At 45.2% G+C, this 20,204-nt stretch carries 18 protein-coding genes; 6 read left to right on the top strand and 12 right to left on the bottom strand.

All coding sequences use genetic code 11. From position 1 onward, the window contains the following. The first annotated feature begins 65 nt into the window (after positions 1 to 65). Together icd and GO495_RS03410 are read left to right on the top strand one after the other, a co-directional pair. The gene (icd, locus tag GO495_RS03415; RefSeq protein ID WP_157298287.1) at positions 66 to 1,331 is read left to right on the top strand and encodes an NADP-dependent isocitrate dehydrogenase; all 1,266 of its coding nucleotides are present in this window, start codon (positions 66 to 68) and stop codon (positions 1,329 to 1,331) included. A gap of 140 nt (positions 1,332 to 1,471) precedes the next feature. Further along, a complete protein-coding gene (locus GO495_RS03410) occupies positions 1,472 to 2,704 on the top strand; it encodes an NADP-dependent isocitrate dehydrogenase (RefSeq protein ID WP_157298286.1) in 1,233 nt (410 codons plus the stop codon). Between the two features lie 58 nt (positions 2,705 to 2,762). On the opposite strand, the gene GO495_RS03405 is transcribed toward GO495_RS03410, so the two are convergent. The 7 genes from GO495_RS03405 to GO495_RS03375 all read right to left on the bottom strand — a co-directional run bounded on the left by GO495_RS03405 (position 2,763) and on the right by GO495_RS03375 (position 9,504). Continuing rightward, a complete protein-coding gene (locus GO495_RS03405) occupies positions 2,763 to 4,424 on the bottom strand; it encodes a L,D-transpeptidase family protein (RefSeq protein WP_157298285.1) in 1,662 nt (553 codons plus the stop codon). A gap of 109 nt (positions 4,425 to 4,533) precedes the next feature. Then, complete coding sequence (locus GO495_RS03400) at positions 4,534 to 5,373, bottom strand: transporter family protein (RefSeq protein WP_157298284.1); 840 nt, start codon at positions 5,371 to 5,373, stop codon at positions 4,534 to 4,536. Between the two features lie 5 nt (positions 5,374 to 5,378). Further along, complete coding sequence (locus tag GO495_RS03395) at positions 5,379 to 5,927, bottom strand: heavy-metal-associated domain-containing protein (RefSeq protein WP_157298283.1); 549 nt, start codon at positions 5,925 to 5,927, stop codon at positions 5,379 to 5,381. Positions 5,928 to 5,981: 54 nt separating this feature from the next. Further along, entirely contained in the window at positions 5,982 to 6,356 is a 375-nt protein-coding gene (locus GO495_RS03390; RefSeq protein WP_157298282.1) for an HYC_CC_PP family protein, read from the bottom strand. 42 nt (positions 6,357 to 6,398) lie between these two features. Further along, a complete protein-coding gene (locus tag GO495_RS03385) occupies positions 6,399 to 6,611 on the bottom strand; it encodes a hypothetical protein (RefSeq protein ID WP_157298281.1) in 213 nt (70 codons plus the stop codon). Positions 6,612 to 6,678: 67 nt separating this feature from the next. After that, a complete protein-coding gene (locus tag GO495_RS03380) occupies positions 6,679 to 8,649 on the bottom strand; it encodes a putative porin (protein ID WP_157298280.1) in 1,971 nt (656 codons plus the stop codon). A 33-nt stretch (positions 8,650 to 8,682) separates the two neighbouring features. Continuing rightward, positions 8,683 to 9,504: a purine-nucleoside phosphorylase gene (locus GO495_RS03375; protein ID WP_157298279.1), complete on the bottom strand. Its 822-nt coding sequence runs from the start codon at positions 9,502 to 9,504 to the stop codon at positions 8,683 to 8,685. Between the two features lie 105 nt (positions 9,505 to 9,609). Between GO495_RS03375 and sucC the strand changes: the two genes are divergently transcribed. Both sucC and GO495_RS03365 read left to right on the top strand, forming a co-directional pair. Further along, on the top strand, positions 9,610 to 10,821 hold the full coding sequence (gene sucC, locus GO495_RS03370) for an ADP-forming succinate--CoA ligase subunit beta (protein ID WP_157298278.1): 1,212 nt from the start codon (positions 9,610 to 9,612) through the stop codon (positions 10,819 to 10,821). Positions 10,822 to 11,116: 295 nt separating this feature from the next. Further along, the gene (locus tag GO495_RS03365) at positions 11,117 to 12,130 is read left to right on the top strand and encodes a DUF4407 domain-containing protein (RefSeq protein WP_157298277.1); all 1,014 of its coding nucleotides are present in this window, start codon (positions 11,117 to 11,119) and stop codon (positions 12,128 to 12,130) included. Between the two features lie 49 nt (positions 12,131 to 12,179). Here the strand turns inward: GO495_RS03365 and GO495_RS03360 are convergent, their stop codons facing one another. From GO495_RS03360 to GO495_RS03340, 5 genes are all read right to left on the bottom strand, one after another. Further along, entirely contained in the window at positions 12,180 to 12,800 is a 621-nt protein-coding gene (locus tag GO495_RS03360; protein WP_338075350.1) for a SprT-like domain-containing protein, read from the bottom strand. 7 nt (positions 12,801 to 12,807) lie between these two features. Further along, positions 12,808 to 13,194 (bottom strand): hypothetical protein, encoded by a 387-nt coding sequence (locus tag GO495_RS03355; protein ID WP_157298276.1) that lies wholly within the window; start codon positions 13,192 to 13,194, stop codon positions 12,808 to 12,810. After that, the gene (locus tag GO495_RS32605; RefSeq protein WP_157298275.1) at positions 13,187 to 13,417 is read right to left on the bottom strand and encodes an AtpZ/AtpI family protein; all 231 of its coding nucleotides are present in this window, start codon (positions 13,415 to 13,417) and stop codon (positions 13,187 to 13,189) included. Before GO495_RS32605 ends, GO495_RS03355 begins: the two co-directional genes overlap by 8 nt. Next, a complete protein-coding gene (locus GO495_RS03345) occupies positions 13,374 to 13,826 on the bottom strand; it encodes a bactofilin family protein (protein ID WP_157298274.1) in 453 nt (150 codons plus the stop codon). The genes GO495_RS32605 and GO495_RS03345 overlap by 44 nt, the downstream gene beginning before the upstream one ends. A 139-nt stretch (positions 13,827 to 13,965) precedes the next feature. Beyond that, positions 13,966 to 14,370 (bottom strand): hypothetical protein, encoded by a 405-nt coding sequence (locus GO495_RS03340; RefSeq protein WP_157298273.1) that lies wholly within the window; start codon positions 14,368 to 14,370, stop codon positions 13,966 to 13,968. 193 nt (positions 14,371 to 14,563) lie between these two features. Between GO495_RS03340 and porW the strand changes: the two genes are divergently transcribed. Continuing rightward, on the top strand, positions 14,564 to 17,635 hold the full coding sequence (porW, locus tag GO495_RS03335) for a type IX secretion system periplasmic lipoprotein PorW/SprE (protein ID WP_157298272.1): 3,072 nt from the start codon (positions 14,564 to 14,566) through the stop codon (positions 17,633 to 17,635). A gap of 166 nt (positions 17,636 to 17,801) precedes the next feature. Next, a complete protein-coding gene (locus tag GO495_RS03330) occupies positions 17,802 to 20,162 on the top strand; it encodes a transglycosylase domain-containing protein (protein ID WP_157298271.1) in 2,361 nt (786 codons plus the stop codon). Positions 20,163 to 20,204: the final 42 nt, after the last annotated feature.

Raw genomic sequence — 20,204 nt, 5'->3', positions numbered from 1 at the left:
AATACGTACCTTTGCGCTCGATTATACTATAATTAATTACGAAATACGTAACGAAACTGTTTTTTATGCCGGCAGAAAAAATATCAATGACCAATGGCCAGTTACAGGTGCCAAACCATCCTATTATTCCTTTTATAGAAGGCGATGGCATAGGACCTGATATCTGGCGGGCCAGTGTGCGTGTATTTGACGCCGCTGTGGAAAAAGCCTATGGTGGTAAAAGAAAGATAGAATGGAAAGAAGTGCTTGCTGGCGAAAAAGCCTTCCAGCAAACCGGTGAATGGCTGCCTAAAGATACCCTGGATGCCTTTAAGGAATACCTGGTATCTATCAAAGGTCCGCTGTCTACCCCGGTTGGTGGCGGTATCCGCTCACTGAACGTGGCTATGCGCCAGGAACTGGACCTCTACGCCTGTATCCGCCCCGTACGCTGGTTCAACAAAGTACCTTCCCCGGTGAAACACCCGGAAAAGGTAGACATGGTCATCTTCCGTGAAAACACAGAAGATATCTATGCCGGTATCGAATATATGTATGGTACCCCCGAGGCTACCAAACTGCTCAATTTCCTGCAAAATGAAATGGGCGTAACCAAGATCCGCTTCCCGGAAACCTCTTCCCTGGGTATCAAACCAGTATCCAAAGAAGGTTCTGAAAGACTTATCCGTGCTGCTATCAAGTACGCACTGGAAAAGCAACTGCCTTCCGTTACACTCGTTCATAAGGGTAATATCATGAAGTTCACCGAAGGTGGATTTAAAACATGGGGTTACGAACTGGCGCTGCGTGAATACGGTGAACAGGTATACACCTGGGAACAGTGGGAAGCTACCAAAAAAGCAAAAGGTGAAGACGAAGCCAACAAAGAAATGAACGTGGCCATCGCTCACAAAAAACTCATCATAAAGGATGTCATTGCGGATAACTTCCTGCAACAGATCCTCCTGGCGCCACAGGACTACTCCGTAGTGGCTACCCTTAACCTGAACGGTGACTACATCTCCGATGCACTCGCTGCTGCCGTAGGTGGTATCGGTATCGCTCCCGGCGCCAATGTCAACTACTCTACAGGTTATGCTGTATTTGAAGCTACACACGGTACTGCTCCGCGCTTCGCCAATACAGATACCATGAACCCCAGCTCCGTTATCCTCAGTGGTGTAATGATGCTGGAATACATGGGCTGGAAAGAAGCCGCAGACATCATCGTACACGGCCTCAGTACCGCCATCGCACGTAAACGCGTTACCATCGACTTCTACAAGCTCATGGACGACGCTACCCTGGTTAAAACCAGCGAGTTTGCAGATGAAGTGATCAAACACCTCTAAACTATTCTACACCAAAAAGCTGAATGCATGTTAAAAACTGCATTCAGCTTTTTGTGTCTTATATTGTAAATTGTGACCCATTTTGTATATTTCACGTTTACAAGCAAGCATTTGTAACTTATTAAAACTCAAACCTGAAAATGGCTGCAAAAATTAAAGTCGCTAAACCGGTTGTAGAACTGGACGGAGATGAGATGACAAGGATCATCTGGAAATTCATTAAGGATAAACTGATACTTCCCTACCTGGAAGTGGATATCAAATACTATGACCTGGGCATGGAACACCGCGATGCTACCAATGACCAGGTTACAATAGACGCCGCTAACGCTATCAGAGAAGTAGGCGTTGGTATCAAATGCGCAACTATCACTCCCGATGAAGACCGCGTAAAGGAATTCAACCTGAAACAGATGTGGAAGTCACCAAACGGTACTATCCGTAACATCCTCGACGGTACCGTGTTCCGCGAACCTATCGTAATGAGCAACGTACCACGCCTGGTGCCTAACTGGACTGCCCCTATCTGTATCGGCCGTCACGCATTTGGCGACCAGTACCGTGCTACCGACTTCGTTACAAAAGGTAAAGGTAAACTCACTATCAAATTCGAAGGAGAGAACGGAGAAGTGATAGAACATGAAGTATACAACTTCAAAGGTGATGGCGTTGCTTTAGCTATGTACAATACAGATGAATCTATCATCGGTTTTGCACGCGCCTGCTTTAACCAGGCCCTGCTGAAAAAATGGCCTTTATACCTCAGCACCAAAAACACCATCCTCAAGAAATACGATGGCCGTTTCAAAGATATCTTCGAAGACATCTACCAGAAAGAATTCAAAGCTGAATTCCAGAAGAACGGTCTTACCTACGAACATCGCCTGATCGATGACATGGTGGCCAGCGCACTGAAATGGCACGGTAACTTCGTATGGGCCTGTAAGAACTACGATGGCGATGTACAGTCAGATACAGTAGCACAGGGCTTCGGTTCTCTGGGTCTCATGACTTCCACCCTGGTTACACCAGATGGTAAAACCATGGAAGCAGAAGCTGCTCACGGTACTGTTACCCGTCACTACCGCGATCACCAGGCTGGTAAACCAACCTCTACCAACCCTATCGCGTCTATCTTCGCATGGACCCGTGGACTGGAATTCCGTGGCCGTCTGGATAACAACCAGGAGCTGATCGATTTCTGCCAGGCCCTGGAACAAGTGTGCATCGAAGTCGTTGAAAGCGGCAAAATGACAAAAGATCTGGCTGTATGTATACATGGCAACAAAGTTGAACATGGAAAACATTACCTTTACACTGAAGAGTTCCTCACAGAACTGGACAAGGCTTTAAAGGTAAAGCTGAACAAATAAGACCACGATTGCAATACTGATATGAACAAAAATGTCCCGGACTTCCGGGACATTTTTATTATAATCTCATTAACTTCCTCATCACCTTATCCTCTCCGTAAATATCTTCATGAAACACGATCTGTCCGTCCTTCCCCTCTGCTGTAAAATACCTTAAAAAGATAGGTACCGGACGCTGTATATCCACCATCCTCTTCTCTCCCCTGCTCAGCCACGCACGAACGCTATCCCTCGGATGTCTTGTATCATTCTTTATAAGGTACATTGCCAAACTATCCCACTGCTGCAGTCTCACACAACCATGGCTCATTGCCCTGTAAGTATTCCGGAACAACCCGTGGTTATTCGTATCATGCAGGTATACGCTATACTTATTAAAGAAGTTAAACTTCATGATCCCCAGGGAATTCTCCATCCCATCCATCTGCCTTAACACATAAGGAAAGTAATTCTTACTCATCCTGTTCCAGTTAACACTATCCGGGTTCACCGCATTCCCATCCCTGTCTATCACTTCCAGGTTCTTCCTGGTCAGATATCCGGGGTCTTTCTTGATAGCCGGCAGCATCTCCTTGATAGTAATACTGAACGGTACTCTCCAGAAGGGGAACATCACAAAGTTCGTCATACGGGAGTTCAGCAATGGCGTACGTGTACGCGGCGCACCCACGATCACGCGGGATTCCAACACCACCCTTCCGCTATCCCACAACTCCATCCTGTACCCAGGTACATTCACCAGGATAAACCGTGGCGGCAGGGTATCCGGCAGCTTACGCCAGCGGTCCATATTCACCGCTCCCTGTATCATCCAGTCGCGAAACGGACGATTCAGCGTCTGCACCGTTTTCTTACCGGCAAGACCATCCTCATACATATTAAACTCCTTCTGAAAAGCAAGGATGCCTTTCTTCAGTAACGAAGTATCGGTGGCATGTCCTCCGGAAGTATCCAGGTGATGCGTTTGTACAAGACGGTTGATTAACAGCTGTCTGAAAGCAATCGTATCTGTATAGCTGGTAGGTAATGTATCCCATCTCAGGGGTGCGTACTTTCTTTCAAATGCCCGCATGGCTATTTTAAGCTGTACATACCCGGGATGTTGTGGTTCCAGCTGATGTAACACCTTCCCTACATTGTTTTCCTGCAAGGAAGTCCGTAACAGACTGGTCAGCAAAGTATCTGTGAACACGGAGTCTTTCCTGAAAGTAATACTGTCGCGCGGGGCTATTCCATAGTGCAGATCGGAAGCCATCTTCATAAAAGCATCCGTCATCATTATATCCAGCTGTGCCAGCAAAGCAGCATCTTTTTTCGCCGTTTCATCGGTTCTGAAAAGCTGGAAAGCTGCATTCAATGCAAGGAAATGATAATCGGCAGGTTGCAGTCCTTCCTGTTCCGCATTCAGAATGAAGTTGAACAGGGTATCTGCCGAAGGGGTCAATATTCCCCGGGACGACCATCCGGGGGCATTACCGGTTTGCTCATAAAAATATTGCAAAGCTGATAAACGTAATACCGGAATCTTATCTTCCATCTTACTATCATTATCAGCGATGTAATTTAAGCGCTCTGCAATATTTTCCGGTATAACTTCCTGTAATTCTGCTACATTCTTCACTACCTCTCTTTCCCGGAGTACTTTTTTTCTGTGACAAGCGAACAATACAAATAAAACCGCTATATATAGCAGATTGCCCCTTTTATAATTATACTTCATTGGCGATACAAAACAATTCCTTAAAGATAAGGATTTCGCCTTCACTTGCAGCAGTTCTTCTTAACAAAAAGTGACTGAATAAACTTTAATACGGTCACGACTACCTTTTTCATCTCTTCTTCTTTACAACATTAAAAATATTATGCTCAAACCTTACCATAAAAGTATTGAACACATTCCTCTGCATATTCCCAAACAACTGCGTCCTGTAAGACAGGTCCAGACGCGTAGCACTATTGAAAATGAACTGAATGGCCGGAGCGATATCCACGTAATGATTACGGCTCACAGCATCCGTATTCGATTTTCCCAGCAATTCCACATACAGATTCAGATTCGTTTGCTCAAAACTGCGGTAAGTACGTGGCAATAATAAATACCCTGCAGACAGACTGTAATTTACTGCATTTGCAGACATATTATCCGGCAGCTTGTCCTTCGTGTTGTTCATGTACCTGTTGTAACCCAGTGAACCGGAAACAGCCAGTTTATGAATTAACTGTGTGGCTATCACACCGGTAGTTATTCCGGACGTTCCTCCATCCAGGTCCATATCTGCATTATGATAACTTTCGGGGTAATAGGGATTGTTAATTAACGCTCCCTTCACATAAGCGGCCATACGAAAATGTGAATGCAAGTCATCTTTTGAGAAAAATCTGTATTTCGCATAAATACTCCCACCTTCCGGCTCTATGGATGGCTGCATCTGATTAGAAGCATATGCAGCCACATGTACCATCAGTTTTTTAGAAACACCCCACATCAGTTCCGGCTCAAAACGCGTTCCGGTAATCCCTTCATGTTCCATCTTAAAAAACCGGCTGCTCATCCTGATGCCCAGGGAATTAGCCGGCATATTACTTGCCGGCTCTGTAGATACATATAATTCCTGCGCTCCTGCGTACAAAGACAGCAGCAGCGGTATAAACAATATAATTCTTTTCATTATGATCAGATAGTTACGTGATAGATCCGGTGAGAAGTTGCATTCGCTTCCATCTTACAGCAATTCGCCATTACACCTGTCTGATAACAGGGCATAGCCGTTTGCGTACTGAACTTCTTAAACTGCTTCGCAGATACGAAGTCCTTGTCTATCACAGTAATATCTCTATCACCAGACAAAACCTGGTTCCGGGCATTGATAAAATGAAACGTGCTGCCGGCATAATTTATATGCGTGTCATTTTGCACGGACACCTTATCAAAATTGGCGGTAAGCACCAGTTTGGCGACAGAGAACCCGGCATCATCCACCTTCTGTTTTATCTGGTCGATATCAACAGGTACACCTGGTTTAAAGGAAAGGAGAAAAGTAGTGCTGTTGAGATCCGTATCGATCTTGTCTACAAAAGGAAGTGTCTTCAACGCTTCCAGCGTGGCCCTGGAACACATGGCACAGGTTAATCCTGCTGCCTGAAGAGATGCTTTTTTAATCTGGGAAAATGCAGAGAAATGCAGGCCGGTGGCCAGTAATATAATAACAGATAATTTCTTCATGATCTGATGAATTAAATAAATGTAAAAGATTGATTACAAGAGATGTAATTCAAATCAGATCAGATAAGTGCAATATTGAATATAAAGGGGATGATCTCCGGAAGGCGGAGCATGATCACGATAAATGGTAAATGGAGTAGAAATATTAACAGCAGGAACCGGTAAAATGATCACCGGTAAGCTAAGATCTTTGGACGCAGGGACAATGGTTTGCTGTACATTAACGGTTTCATGCTGCACAGTTACCTTGCAGAACCTGTACTCATCATGACAGCATTTGCCAGTCTTACCGCATTTGCCGCAAACATCAGAAGACGCTTTGAAATTTACCTCTGCCAGCTTGCCCATACAGTAATGCGCATGCAGGGTGAACCCGCTGGTCATAGCAGTATATAATAAGGCGATTATTATAGTGGTAAATTTCTTCATTTGTTACAGGATGCAAATTTACAACATTGTATCCTTTCAAAACTAACTTCTTTCGGTCTCTTCAATTTTATCCGCCAATGCCATCAATAAAGATGTACTTACTCCATTCGTCATTTCGGCACGTACATGACCATCGGTATCATGCTCAAAATACACCGCCGTTCCATCAACATCTACCTTAAATCTCTGAGAATGACCGCTTAGTGGTCTTACATCATATCTGTTTGCGTTATACAATACTGTGAAGGCCTTCATAATGTTTATGCTTTATACCAAACTTAAACAAATGCCACGCCAAAGGACAGCAGTTACAAGGCAAAAATTAATTGATGAACCACCAACGGATACCCAGTCTGAAAGAGAAATTGTTGTAAGGGTAGAGTGGTGCTGCAAAGTTGTTTTTCGAGAAGAAAGTATTCAGGTTTTCTCCTCTTATAAAAGCAGAAAAAGATTTAATTCTGAAATGCACATAAGCTGCCAGGTCCGGGAAATAATACTGTACTTTTTGGGTAGTCTGATACACAAACTGACCTGTTACCGGAGAGTAATCATCCGCATAATAACTCGTATTGTATTTAGCTTCAATACCGATCATTAAATTCAGATTATTAAACAGCCTGTTTTCATAAGCAAGCCTGTGCCTGGTCCACAAAGTAGGGATATTAATACGGCCATCCCCGTGTACCTGCTGGAAAGCAAAATCCGCGTACCAGTTATAATGCCCGGCCCGGAAATGTTTGCTCACAATCACCTGCAACAGGTTAAATACAGCAGGCGCCTGCGCACTCTGGTAATAATCCTTGAAGTAGGTATAATTGCCTATAATGAAATAGTTCACCGCGAAATTATATTTCAACTTTCTGTTGTCCGCCGCAAACTGTAACTGGGTGATATTTTCTTTCCCTAAAGTACTGTTGTACCAGGAGTCATACGTACTGCTGAAATACTTGTATACATACGATGCCTCACGGTTCACATTACTGAAAGACAAATGAATGTTACCCAGCGTTTCATTCAGGTAACGGCTCAGCATTCCGCTCACATTGTAATCCCCTATATTCTGCCCTGCTACATAAAACTCTCCTTTGGCAGAGAAGTCCCATAGCTTATTACGGGTCTTATTCCGGTATTCCCCATGCAGGGCAAGATTGTTAAAACTGATCTTAGAATCCAGGAATGTACCGCTGATATTATCATATCGTGCACCCACATTAATAAAATGCGCCAGATTACCCCTTATCGGGAACTGGATCAGGGAGAAATCATTGGATAATGTACGCCAGTTATGACGGGCGGCCACCGTATCTCCGTTAAAAGCCCAGCCATAATGTTTTGTATAGAAAGTAGTATCCGGCTGACCGTCCGTGAACCGGTAGTCGTCATTGGAATATTTAAACGTATACTGCACCCGGAACAGCGGATCAAACTTGTAATAGTCTGTAGTATCATTCACATGAATGGTATCCCCTTTGCCCCAGTCGTACGACTGCATCAGCAAAAAACCCGACCTGCCATAAGCCGTTTTCACCGGGATGGTAGTACTGAAAAGACTGGAGGTAGTAGTAGCACTGTTTCCCAGGTTCACGTCCAGCGTCTGACGCTGCTTGTACCGGGAATTCGTAAGGTCTTCCTCCCGCTTGATACCACCATTCTCCCCGTTCTGATCTTTATTATAGAAATAACTTAAAGTAGCATTATAGCGCTGGTTCTTACTGATAAACCGGGACGTCAGCCTGTAGATATCATGAGCCGCCGTCTGCGCACGGAAATATCCCGGAGCATAGATCTTCTGATACTCAAATCCGAAGTTAAAACGGTCGGTACGGTTCTGCGTATGCATCACGCCCAGCTGTTGTTCCTTCTGGCTGCCTACCATGTACAGCATTTCTGTATACGGACGGTTGGAATTGTAAATCCGTGCATTTTCATGGGAGAACCCATAGGCATCAAAGCTGTGAAAACCAGCATCGAAACCCGACTGCATCCTTGGTGCAAAAGTAATACTGCGCGCAGGAGACCCGTTATTACCCAGGAAAACATAGTTAGCAGGCAACCGCAGGAAACTACCATTAAAATCCGCGATGGAAGAATCTAACCTGAAATCAGTAGGCTCTCCCAGATGGCGGTAAGTAATGGTGATCGTGTCCACATCATGCGTGTGCTTGGCAGTATCCCTGGTCATCTTGGAGGACCCACCTCCGCCACTGCCAAAACTGTTCAGGCGGTTGCTGATCTGCGCATGTAGCTGTTGAACACCAAACAACAAACAACATATTAAAATAAATGACCTCATCCTTTGATATATTTCCTGCTTCTTTTCTTCTTATTATAAAACACTAATCAATTCCCTGAAAATAAGGGTTAATTTCGGTTCAGCAGCGTTTGCTGCCTCCAGCACCTCTTCATGGGTGATAACATTCTCCTCGTCTCTTATACCAATGTCTGTGATCACGCTCATCGCAAATACCTGTAAACCACTGTGTATGCCCACAATTACTTCCGGCACGGTACTCATTCCCACAGCATCCCCACCTATCGTATGCATATACTTATACTCCGAACGGGTCTCAAAGGTTGGACCCTGTACGCCCACATAGACGCCCGTATGTACTTTAATATTGTTGGCGGCCGCAATTCCTTTGGCTTTGACGATCAGTGCTTTGGAATAAGGCTCACTCATATCCGGGAACCGGGGGCCCAGTTCCGCAATATTAGCGCCCCTTAAAGGATGTTCCGGTTGCAGGTTAATATGGTCCCGGATAATCATCAGGTCACCCACCTGGAAAGCGGCATTCATGCCGCCCGCCGCATTGGATAACAGCAAAGTATGCACGCCCAACGCTTTCATCACCCGCACAGGAAAAGTCACCTGTAGCATGGAATACCCTTCATAATAATGGAATCTGCCTGCCATGGCTACCACGGGGCGGCCATTCATTTTCCCCAGTATCAGTCTTCCTTTATGCCCTTCTACAGAAGCAACCGGGAAATGCGGGATCTCCTCATAAGGGATCTCTATACTGTCTTTAATCTCACTGGCCAGATTTCCTAATCCGCTGCCCAGTATAATACCAACTTGTGGCGTTTCAGACCACAATTTCTTAATATGGTCCGCAGCAGCAGCTATTTGTTGTAACAGATCACTCATTATTATGTCCTTTAGTCAGGTTGCGCAAAGTTATTTTTAATTCACAAAACACTGCTGTTTTATATTTAAATCATAATGACCTATTTTAGCGCAAATTTTTATCAGATGAACTTACATGAATACCAGGCTAAAGAACTGTTGAAGAAATATAACGTACCGGTACAGGAAGGGATTCCGGTAGAAACTCCGGAAGCGGCGGCAGAAGCTTACAAGCAATTGAAAGTGCAATATGGTAATGAATATGCAGTGGTAAAAGCGCAGATACATGCGGGCGGACGTGGAAAAGGTACCATTCGTGGAAAAGATCAGAGAGGTGTCGCTGTTGGTAAGAATGCTGAAGATGTTAAAAGAATTGCCGGAAATATCCTGGGCGGTGTCCTGGTTACTATCCAGACCGGAGAAGCCGGTAAACTGGTAAACAAGGTACTGGTAGCACAGGATGTATACTACCCTGGAGCTCATCCCGTAAAAGAATTATACCTGTCCATCCTGCTGGACCGTGCAAAAGGTGAGAACGTTATCATGTACTCTACCGAAGGTGGTATGGACATCGAGGAAGTTGCACACAACACACCAGAGAAGATCTTTAAGGAGTGGGTACAGCCTAACACTACCCTTCAGCCATTCCAGGCAAGGAAGATCGCTTTTAACTTCGGTTTAAGTGGTGAAGCATTCAAAAACATGGTGAGGTTCGTAACCAACGTGTACAATGCTTACGTAGGATTAGATGCAGGTATGCTGGAAATCAATCCATTATTCAAAACCAGCGATGAAAAGATCATTGCGGTTGACTGTAAACTGAGCCTGGACGATAACTCCCTGATGCGTCATCCGGAACTGGAAGCGCTGCGTGATACTTCTGAAGAAGACCCTACCGAAGTAGAAGCAGGTAAACACAACCTGAACTTCGTAAAACTGGACGGTAACGTAGGTTGTATGGTAAACGGCGCTGGTCTGGCTATGGCTACCATGGACATGATTAAACTGAGCGGCGGTGAACCGGCTAATTTCCTGGACGTAGGAGGTAGCGCAAACGCACAGACAGTGGAAGCAGGTTTCCGTATCATCCTGAAAGATCCTAAGGTGAAGGCTATCCTCATCAATATCTTTGGTGGTATCGTTCGTTGCGACCGTGTTGCACAGGGTGTAATCGATGCTTACAACTCCATCGGAAACATTAACGTTCCTATCATCGTTCGTCTGCAGGGTACCAACGCAGAAGAAGCACAGCAACTGATCGCTGAAAGCGGCCTGAAAGTACAGTCTGCCATCCTCCTCAGCGAAGCTGCTGCACTGGTAAACAAAGCAGTTAATTAGATTTTTACAGATAGATATAGCGCCCCGGACCATGGTCCGGGGCTTTTTATTTTGGGTGCAGGGCTTCGCCCTGCAAAACCCCTTCATTTTTTTGTGGTGGTGCGAAGCACCGTCACAAAAAAATTGCTCTTTGATCAGAATAAATCAACCTGAATTTATCTGTCACTTTTTTCAGCCCTTCGGTCACTTTTCCCGTTTTTCTCAGGGGAAAAACCTACCTTCATAATCCATCCTTATTATGCACCTGCGGCCCGCGGGGACTACTTTTTTTATTATTTTAAAATGTATGCTGAAAATGAAGCGCATTCGCGATTTCTTCCTTTTTTGTTCGGGGGCTCATATTCCTATGCTTCGGCGCGCACCATCGGAAACCAATAAATACGGCGGTATTGGCGCCACTATCTTTTTTACAGGATTACTGGCCGCCCTCTCCGGCGGCTATGCACTATGGACCGTATTCGGGCAGATATGGGCCGCTGTCTTATTCGCTACCGTCTGGGGACTCATGATCTTCAACTTAGACCGCTACATCGTTTCCGGCATGAAAAAACGGGACGGTTTCGGGAAAGAATTAGCACTGGCCATGCCACGTATAGTCCTGGCGGTATTAATCGCCATCGTCATTTCCAAACCATTAGAACTACAGGTATTCAACAAAGAAATTCAGCAGGAACTGATCATCATGGAACAACAGGTGTTCAAAACCCAGGAAGACAAGGCTAAAGAACGTTATCAGCAACGCATCAACGAGCTAAACGCTGATATCGCCCTGCTAAACAATGGTATCCAGCAACAAGCCATTAAAAGGGATACCCTGCTGCGTATCGCCCAACAGGAAGCAGATGGTACGGGGGGCTCCCGTAAACAAAACCTGGGGCCTATCTACAAGGTTAAAAAAGCAGATGCTGACAGCGCCGCTGCCCTGCTGCTCACCATCAGCAATCAGAATGGTACGCTCATCAGACAAAAACAACAGGAACTGCACGCCATAGACTCTACCTTCAAAAGCACCATCCGGCAGATGGACCGCAGCCATATAGACGGCCTGGCCTCACGTATCGACGCCTTAGGGCATCTTACAGACCGGAGCGACTCCGTAAAATGGGCTAACTGGTTCATCACCCTGCTGTTCATCACAATAGAAACAGCGCCTGTATTTGTAAAGCTCATCTCTCCGCGCGGGCCATACGATGACCTGCTGGATGTACATGAACATAGCTTTAAAATCTATAAAAGGGAACGTATCGAGAAAATGGAAAGGGCTTATGAAGAAAGAATGGTGATAGGCCGTCCGGCCACGAATGCCTAAAAACTAATCAGAGGGCTACCTGCTCATAGCAGGTGGCCTTTTTAATCACCTACGCAGCTACTACTTCCACCTCATATACAGGACTGAACAGATAAACCCTCTTCGTCGCTACTTCCTCACACCGGTACCGCTTACGGATCTTTTCTCCTTTCCTGAAAACCCTTCCGTCCCTGGTCCGGAAAAGCTGATGCAAAGGTAACTGCTCCACCAGGTAATGATTCTCCTTTTGCAGGTCATACCTTTTCAATACCCGCATCAGGTCATCATCCGCACAGGAACTCGCCGCAGGGTTCTGAATACTCTGCCTTACGGCAGCTTCCACATCATGCGGTAAAAAGCCTTTGCCTACAAACTGTTTAAGGATACCTGAGAACTGTAATTTCCACTCCTTCCCATGAGAAGCCACCGTATTGCCGAAATGCATATAGGTAGTGAGATGGGAAATCTCGTGCAGAAGAGTAATAAGGAAAGCATACCTGTTAAGGTTGCCGTTAATACTGATACGATGCCCGCCTTTCCTGTCCGGATGGCGATAATCTCCCAGTATACTCTGCCGCTCACGTGTAACGGTAAGATGTACTTTATATTCTGTAAGGTAAGCCATCACCTGCTCAAAGGTTCCATCTGGCAGGTATCCGGACAATGCATGTAAAGGGGCCTCCTGCTTCACAACCAGTTCAACTTTTTTTCTTTGTCACCCGTTGAAGGCTTAACGTTTCTACTACCGTATAAGCCACATATAAAAACATCAGTATAAAAATGGTAACCCTGCTTGTATCCGCCCTGTTGATGATTACATACACAGCGATACCTACCAGGCACAACATCAGTTTGCTGAGCGTAGAAGCATATACCATTCGCACAAAGGCGTTATTATTGGAAGATTGTAACCCCTTCCGGTTCATATAATATGATAAACCAGAGATAAGGGCCAAAGCCAGGTTGCCAATAAGCAGCACATTATGATGAGCTCCCGTTTCCAGCAACCGGACTTTCAGAAAAATAAGAGTACCGTTAATTATGATAAAAAGGCCAATTAGCCTGATATAAAACCTGTCAGTCATTCCTGCGGGTGTCTTTGATGATTTGCCACAAAATTAGGGTTAATGCCAGTAAAGAAAAAATGATCATGAAAACAGGAAATTTCCAACCTGTTAACTTGTCAAGTTTATAACCGGCAAATACACCCAATCCTAATGCGGCCATCATCTGAAAAGCCAGGCCTGCATAGCGTAAGAGCTGATTAGGCTTCTTCTGTTGCTTGTGCTGTGATTGTGGATCTTCCATTTTTTTCTTTCTGACTGTCTGGAGCAGATGCTACATCTTCAGGCTCCATATAACAACGGCCATTGAATTTTGCAGATGGTTCCATCTCAAAATGAGCGGTGTATACGTCCCCTTTTACAAGCGCACTTGCCTTCAGGAAAAGCAAATCCTCCACTTTAATGATACCGGTCACTTTGCCCAGGATATCTGCACTGTTGCATACCAGGTCGCCGGTGATTTCTCCTTCTGGTCCTACTACGATCTTTGCTTTTGTAGATACCAGGCCATTTACTTGTCCGTCAATGCGAATGTCCCCTTCGCATACAATGTCCCCCTGAATAGATGTACCACTGCCAATGATGTTTACATTGGAAGTAGGCATTACTGATTTGCTTTCATTTCTGGCATTGCGGTTGTTGTTGCTAAACATAGGATTAAGGTTTTTCAGCGTTAGTGTTTACAAGATAGTATTAATAGTTTACATATTATTAAAGATTGGCTATCACTTCTTTCCAGAAGTTGTCCACATCCCCCATAACGGTAAATTGTCCCTTTTATTGAATCGTTAATTAATAAGTACTGTTATCTACTTTAGGTATTGGAATAGTCGTTGTATCTAATTTGCTTGTCGAAAATTCTCCGTTTATCACCTGTTTGATATTATTTAAATACTGATCACGTGCATTAATAGCGGTCTCCAGCGAATCCGTCCGCATCTTCAGCCGGATAAACTCCCGCCGTTGCTTCAGGTCACCATACCCCGGAATATAATATCGTAACGGCGTAAATACCACTGTTGCCACAGTAATTGTTACCAGTAACACAAAAAGAGTGCTCAACGCTACGTACACACTCATACGCGATAATTTGAAAGACGTTACCTCTTCATAGGTGTTGTCATTCATAATTACCAGGCGGTACCTGTTGCCGATCTGACCTATACTCCTGCCTTTGCTATCGCGCTTTTTAGCCATATCTGCTATAAAACTTAAAAAAGATTTCTGATTATCAACTGGCTAAAGTTAAACATTTATATTATTTCGTATTTAAAAAATTACAAGGCGCATTCTTACCCCTCTCCCTGCCCCCTCAAAAAATTTATCCTATCTTTAAAAATAAATTATCAACATATAAGTTATATAGGTAAGCCTATACACCCTGGCATCCATGAATCATTACAGATCTGTTTTTACACATATATCATATATCTGCCTGGTTAGTCTTTTTTTGTGCTGTACCGTCATTACCCGTGTTAATGCCCAGAAACGGGATACGACCAGTACCAACCGACCACGTGGTAATAGCAAGTTTCCTCAGCAGCGTACCATGCAAAAGCCGCTGGTCACTCCTGCGCCAGTTAAGGTAGACGACCGCAGGCCGCCTTCTGAAAAAATGCTGGAAAAAAAATGGACCATCAAACGACGGATCGTCCAGAATATCCTTGCCCGCTATAATTACTACTACCACGCCAATAAGAAATTACACGATATCAGTCATACAGTAAGCCGGCAGGGTATTGATAACTACAATTACCTGCTGCCCTTCTACCCTTACAGCCTGCAAAGCCTCGGCCTTAGCAAAGGCGACCTGGACTCTGTAATAGAAAAGGCTTCTATCAATATCCAGATCCGCGATCCCCGCAGCAAATGGATAGACGATAGTTATCTCGTGATTGGCGAGGCCTACTTCTACCAGGGTGAATGGGACAAAGCCAACAGGACCTTCCAGTTCATCAACACCACCTACGCGCCTAAAAAGAAAGACGATTATAAAGCAGTGGTAGGCTCCAGTCAGAACGACCAGCTATCCATCGCTTCCCGCGAAAAACGCAAAGGCATTATCGGCTTTTTCAAACATACCTACGCCCGTAACGACGCTTTCATATGGAGAGCGAAAACATTACTGGAACAAAAGGAATTCGATGAAGCCCGTTCCATGCTCAACATCCTGGAACATGACCCCTTCTTCCCGAAAAGACTGAACGGACAACTCGCTGAAGTACAGGCTTATACCCTCTACAAACAGGAACGTTTCGCGGAAGCGGTCGCTCCCATGCAGATAGCCCTGAAAAAGAAAAATAACCGCGATGAAAGGGCCCGTATGTCCTACATCCTCGGTCAGATCTATACCAACTACAATAAGCCGGACTCCGCCCTGCTGATGTTCAAAAAAGTGATCGCTGCCAAACCGGACCCCATGATGGAATTCCAGGCCCGCATACAGATCGCTAAACTGAACGTATCAATACCCGGCGGATCTCTCGATAAAAGCCTGGCCGTACTACAGAAAATGGCAAAAAAAGAGAAGTATATCCTTTTCAGAGATGCTATTTACTATACCATGGCTAACCTGGTACTGCCCAAAGACCCCGATGCGGCAATGGGATACCTGCACCAGTCCTTAAAAGCAGAAAGCAACAATACCCTTCAGAAGGCACTGACCTACAAAGCCATTGCCGATATTTATTATACCCAGCGACAGTACCGCTTTGCCAAAAACTTCTACGACAGTACCGCTTCCGTAATGCCCAAAGAATTCCTGGACACTGCCGTGGTAAATACCCGCAAACGGGTACTGACAGATGTTGTGGTGCGCGTAGAAGCCATCCAGCGCGAGGACAGCCTGCAAAGGATCGCTGCTATGCCGGAATCCGACAGGAACATATTCCTGGAAAAACTGGCGGCTAACATCCGTAAAGACGCAGAAGAAAAAGCGAAACAGGCTAAACTGAATGCGGCTAATACCGATCAGGGACTCGCCAACAATCCTTTTTCAACAAATAACAACAACAGCAACCTGGGCCCTAAAAAAGATGATGCAGGCGACTGGTACTTCTATAACAACGCCAGCAAAACATCCGGTTACTCAGAGTTCAAAAAACGCTGGGGAAACCGTACCCTTTCAGATAACTGGCGCAGAAGCCAGAACAGCACTGCCAGCCTCAATCAGGGTACTCAACCTGAAGATGATGAAGGCAATCCTTTAGGTGTAGCCGGTAAAGGCAAAACCAAAACAGTGCCTGCCGACAGCGCCACTGCCAAAACACTGGCGGCCGGTCTTCCGCTTACTCCGGACGATCTGCTCAAATCCAACATCATCATCGAAGACGCCCTGTTTGATCTCGGTAAACTCTACCACGACAAACTCGATAATGCAGTCCTTGGCATCGAAACATACGATACGCTCCTGCAACGATACCCACGCCATCCGCGCAAACCGGAAGTGATGTACTCGCTGTACTTATGGAATAACCAACTGAACCACACCGCATTAGCTAACAGCTACCGCGAAGGTGTGGTGAACCAGTACGGAGATTCCAAGTTCGCCAGCATGATCAAATACGGCGGCTTACAGGATGCCAACAAGGCGAAAAAGAAAGAGATTTCCGCGGCATACGGCGAAATGTACATGGCTTACCTCGACTGTAACTACATGGGCGCCCTGGCAATGAAGAAGGCGGCAGATACCACCTTCGGACTCAATTTTATGCAGCCGAAATTCGACCTGCTGGAAGCCATGATCCTCATGAAGATAGATACCTGCGAATTCGGACGCCAGGCTATCACCGATGTGCTGCATAAATATCAGCAGGATGAAGCCATCCATGCAAAAGCACAGTCATTACTCGACGCGCTGAACGACAGGCCGGCGCTGGTAGTATACCTCTCTATGCTGGAAGTGGACAAAAAGAAAAACAACCAGGATACACTGGATGAAAACATTTCCATCCGCTACCCATGGCAGAATCCGCAGCCCGCATTCGATTCCCTTAAACTGAAAACGGCTACCGCAGATTCTCTGAAACTCGTTAACAACAATCTCAAGATCGCTCCGCTGCCTCCGCCGCTGAAACCGGTCACGCTTTATAAACTGAATGCTGCCAACCCTCATTTCGTGGTACTCTCCTTCAACCGTGTGTCCAAAGCACTCACAGAAGAAGCGCTGAACCAGTACACCCGTTACAATGCGGAGAAACATGCAGGTGAAAATGTGCAGGTGGCCAGCTTTGTGCTCACACCAACAGAAGTGATGATCATCTTCCGCCTGTTCACCAATGAAGATAAAGCGCTCGACTATTTCGATGATATCAGAACATCGGCAGAGAAAATAGCGCCGAAGATCAGACCATCTGACTACAGCTTATTTATCATATCCAGGGACAATTTCATTCAGTTAAACAGCACAAAGGACCTCGACGGCTATAAAAAGTTCTTTAACGACAACTATATCACGCAATAATGAGACAAAAACATATTAATGGATTTGATCAAATTAATATGCCTTTTAACATTAATTGAAGGAATTCGCCGGGATTTTTTTAATATTTTTGCCCGGCTGTTACACTATGTATGGGCAATAAGGCCCGTAAATTGCTATAATCAGGAAAGCCAATTCAAAGGTAAGTATGAAAAAATCTGTTAAAATATTGTGGATCACGGTGTTGGGGGTGATGGGGATATTCATTTTAATGTTATTACTGATCAATTTCCGCATTATTGGCAATATGCCATCCATGGAAACCCTGGAAAATCCAAGGGCTGCCCTGGCTTCAGAAGTGATCGCGGAAGATGGGACCATCCTCGGTAAATATTACCAGGTAGACAGGTCCAGTTCTGACTACAATGAGATTTCAAAGAATGTGATCAATGCCCTCATCGCTACAGAAGATGTGCGGTTCTACGATCACTCCGGTATAGACCCTTATGGTACCATGGCCATTCCTTTTTACCTGGCCATCGGTAAAAAAAGAGGTTCCAGTACGATCACACAGCAGCTGGCCCTGAACCTTCAGGCAGATAATAACGGAACGCTCCGTGCTTCCAATATTATCAAAAGGGGCTTCCAGAAAATGCAGGAATGGCTCATCGCCATTAAGCTGGAACGCAATTTCACCAAACAGGAAATCGTTACGCTCTACTTAAATACAGTGCCTTTCGGCGATAATGTGTACGGTATCGAAAATGGTGCAAGGACCTTCTTCAGTAAAGATGCGGGTCATCTTTCCATTGAAGAAGCAGCTACCCTCATCGCTATGCTGAAGGGTACCAACCTATACAATCCCCGTCGTAATCCTGTAATAGCACGCGATCGCCGTAATACGGTGATAGAGCTGATGCAGAAGAACGACTTTATCACGGAAGCAGAGGCCAATGCAGCCAAGAGCAGCCCTATCGTACTGAGATATAATAAGATAGATCATAATAAAGGATTAGCGCCTTACTTCAGGGAAGTATTGCGTGATGAACTTAAAACCTGGTGTAAAGACCACAAAAAAGCAGATGGCGCAGAATACAACCTGTACCGCGATGGTCTGAAAATTTACACCACCATCAATCCACGCATGCAGATGTATGCAGAGGAAGCTGTAGATCATCACCTGAAAGACCTGCAGAAAACATTCTCCCAACAATCTAATATCAAATCCGGCAGCGCATGGAAGAACTGGCAACAGTACATCGACCGCTACATGAAGGAATCTGACCGTTATAAGGCGATGAAAGACGAGGAGCTCTCTGATGAAGAAATCACCAAAGCTTTCAATACCCCTACCAAAATGAAGGTATTTTCCTGGAGAAGTTATACTGAACCAGACCTGAACGAGATAGATACCGTGATGACGCCTATAGACTCCATCAAATACATGCGCGCTATCTTACAGGCGGGCTTTATGGCTGTGGACCCTGAGAGCGGTGAAGTGAAAGCTTGGGTAGGCGGACCAGATTTCCGTTATTTCAAGAATGACCACGTCATGAAAACAAGACGTCAGGTGGGTTCAACTTTTAAACCATTCCTGTACTGTTTCGCTATCATGAATGGTATGTCTCCAAACACTATACTACCCAACGAACCGGTTACTTTCCCTAAAGAACACTGGACACTTACGCATAACTCAGAAGGTAGTGTAGGCGGAAGTATTACCATGGCAGGCGCACTGGCCAAGTCCCTGAACCTGGTATCAGCTTACCTCATCAAGCAGTTAGGCGCAAGGGCTGTAGCCGATTTTGCAAAGAATAAAATAGGTTTCACCAGCGATATTCCTCCCTACCCTTCTATCTGTCTGGGTACACCGGAAATATCCCTGTATGAAATGTTACGGGCATACACGATGTTCCCTGCAAGGGGTATCATCTCCAAGCCTATATATATTACCCGTATAGAAGACAGGAATGGTAACATCCTGCAAACATTTGCACCGGAAAAGAAAGAAGTGATCAGTGAGAATGAGTCTTACACTATGGTGAAAATGATGCAGGGCGTAACAGGTCCCGGCGGTACAGCAGCCCGTCTGCGTTTCCGTTATAACATCACGGGTGAAGTAGCAGGTAAGACCGGTACGACCAACGATAACACGGATGGCTGGTTCCTGGGTTATACGCCACAACTGCTGGCAGGTGCCTGGGTGGGTTGCGAAAACAACTTCCTGCACTTTTCTACAACCGCAAACGGTCAGGGTGCCAGTACAGGCTTACCTATCTGGGCTTATTTCTTCCAGAAGGTATTTGCAGATAAATCGCTGAAGATTGATGAGAAAGCTACCTTTGCCATCCCTGCCTCTATAGAGAACAGTTATACTCCTTATGAGGATAACATCAAGCCTGGTGCTGAATCAGAAGATCAGGGGAACGGTGCTGCGAGTGATTATTATGATGTGAATAAACTGGAAGAAGAAGCGAATAAAGAGATGAAGGAAAAGGAGAAAGAAAAAGCGCCGGCACAACCGGCACAAACACCCAAAGCGGTGCTTCCTCCTAAGAAAGATAATTAAACAAAAAAATCCCCGAACGTTCCGTTCGGGGATTTTTTTGTT

Origin of the sequence: Chitinophaga oryziterrae (genome assembly GCF_009758125.1) — a bacterium.
GTDB classification, from domain to species: Bacteria; Bacteroidota; Bacteroidia; order Chitinophagales; family Chitinophagaceae; genus Chitinophaga; species Chitinophaga oryziterrae.
The sequence above is the reverse complement of the archived record's forward strand: the minus strand, read 5'-3'. Positions and strand labels throughout refer to the sequence as shown.

Coding starts and splice junctions, on each gene's coding strand:
- GO495_RS03330 (WP_157298271.1), top strand. CDS start 17,802: ATGAAAAAATCTGTTAAAATATTGTGGATCACGGTGTTGGGGGTGATG.
- porW (WP_157298272.1), top strand. CDS start 14,564: ATGAATCATTACAGATCTGTTTTTACACATATATCATATATCTGCCTG.
- GO495_RS03345 (WP_157298274.1), bottom strand. CDS start 13,826: ATGTTTAGCAACAACAACCGCAATGCCAGAAATGAAAGCAAATCAGTA.
- GO495_RS03400 (WP_157298284.1), bottom strand. CDS start 5,373: ATGAAAAGAATTATATTGTTTATACCGCTGCTGCTGTCTTTGTACGCA.
- sucC (WP_157298278.1), top strand. CDS start 9,610: ATGAACTTACATGAATACCAGGCTAAAGAACTGTTGAAGAAATATAAC.
- GO495_RS03355 (WP_157298276.1), bottom strand. CDS start 13,194: ATGACTGACAGGTTTTATATCAGGCTAATTGGCCTTTTTATCATAATT.
- GO495_RS03375 (WP_157298279.1), bottom strand. CDS start 9,504: ATGAGTGATCTGTTACAACAAATAGCTGCTGCTGCGGACCATATTAAG.
- GO495_RS03385 (WP_157298281.1), bottom strand. CDS start 6,611: ATGAAGGCCTTCACAGTATTGTATAACGCAAACAGATATGATGTAAGA.
- GO495_RS03390 (WP_157298282.1), bottom strand. CDS start 6,356: ATGAAGAAATTTACCACTATAATAATCGCCTTATTATATACTGCTATG.
- GO495_RS32605 (WP_157298275.1), bottom strand. CDS start 13,417: ATGGAAGATCCACAATCACAGCACAAGCAACAGAAGAAGCCTAATCAG.
- GO495_RS03410 (WP_157298286.1), top strand. CDS start 1,472: ATGGCTGCAAAAATTAAAGTCGCTAAACCGGTTGTAGAACTGGACGGA.
- GO495_RS03365 (WP_157298277.1), top strand. CDS start 11,117: ATGAAGCGCATTCGCGATTTCTTCCTTTTTTGTTCGGGGGCTCATATT.
- icd (WP_157298287.1), top strand. CDS start 66: ATGCCGGCAGAAAAAATATCAATGACCAATGGCCAGTTACAGGTGCCA.
- GO495_RS03340 (WP_157298273.1), bottom strand. CDS start 14,370: ATGGCTAAAAAGCGCGATAGCAAAGGCAGGAGTATAGGTCAGATCGGC.
- GO495_RS03405 (WP_157298285.1), bottom strand. CDS start 4,424: ATGAAGTATAATTATAAAAGGGGCAATCTGCTATATATAGCGGTTTTA.
- GO495_RS03395 (WP_157298283.1), bottom strand. CDS start 5,927: ATGAAGAAATTATCTGTTATTATATTACTGGCCACCGGCCTGCATTTC.
- GO495_RS03380 (WP_157298280.1), bottom strand. CDS start 8,649: ATGAGGTCATTTATTTTAATATGTTGTTTGTTGTTTGGTGTTCAACAG.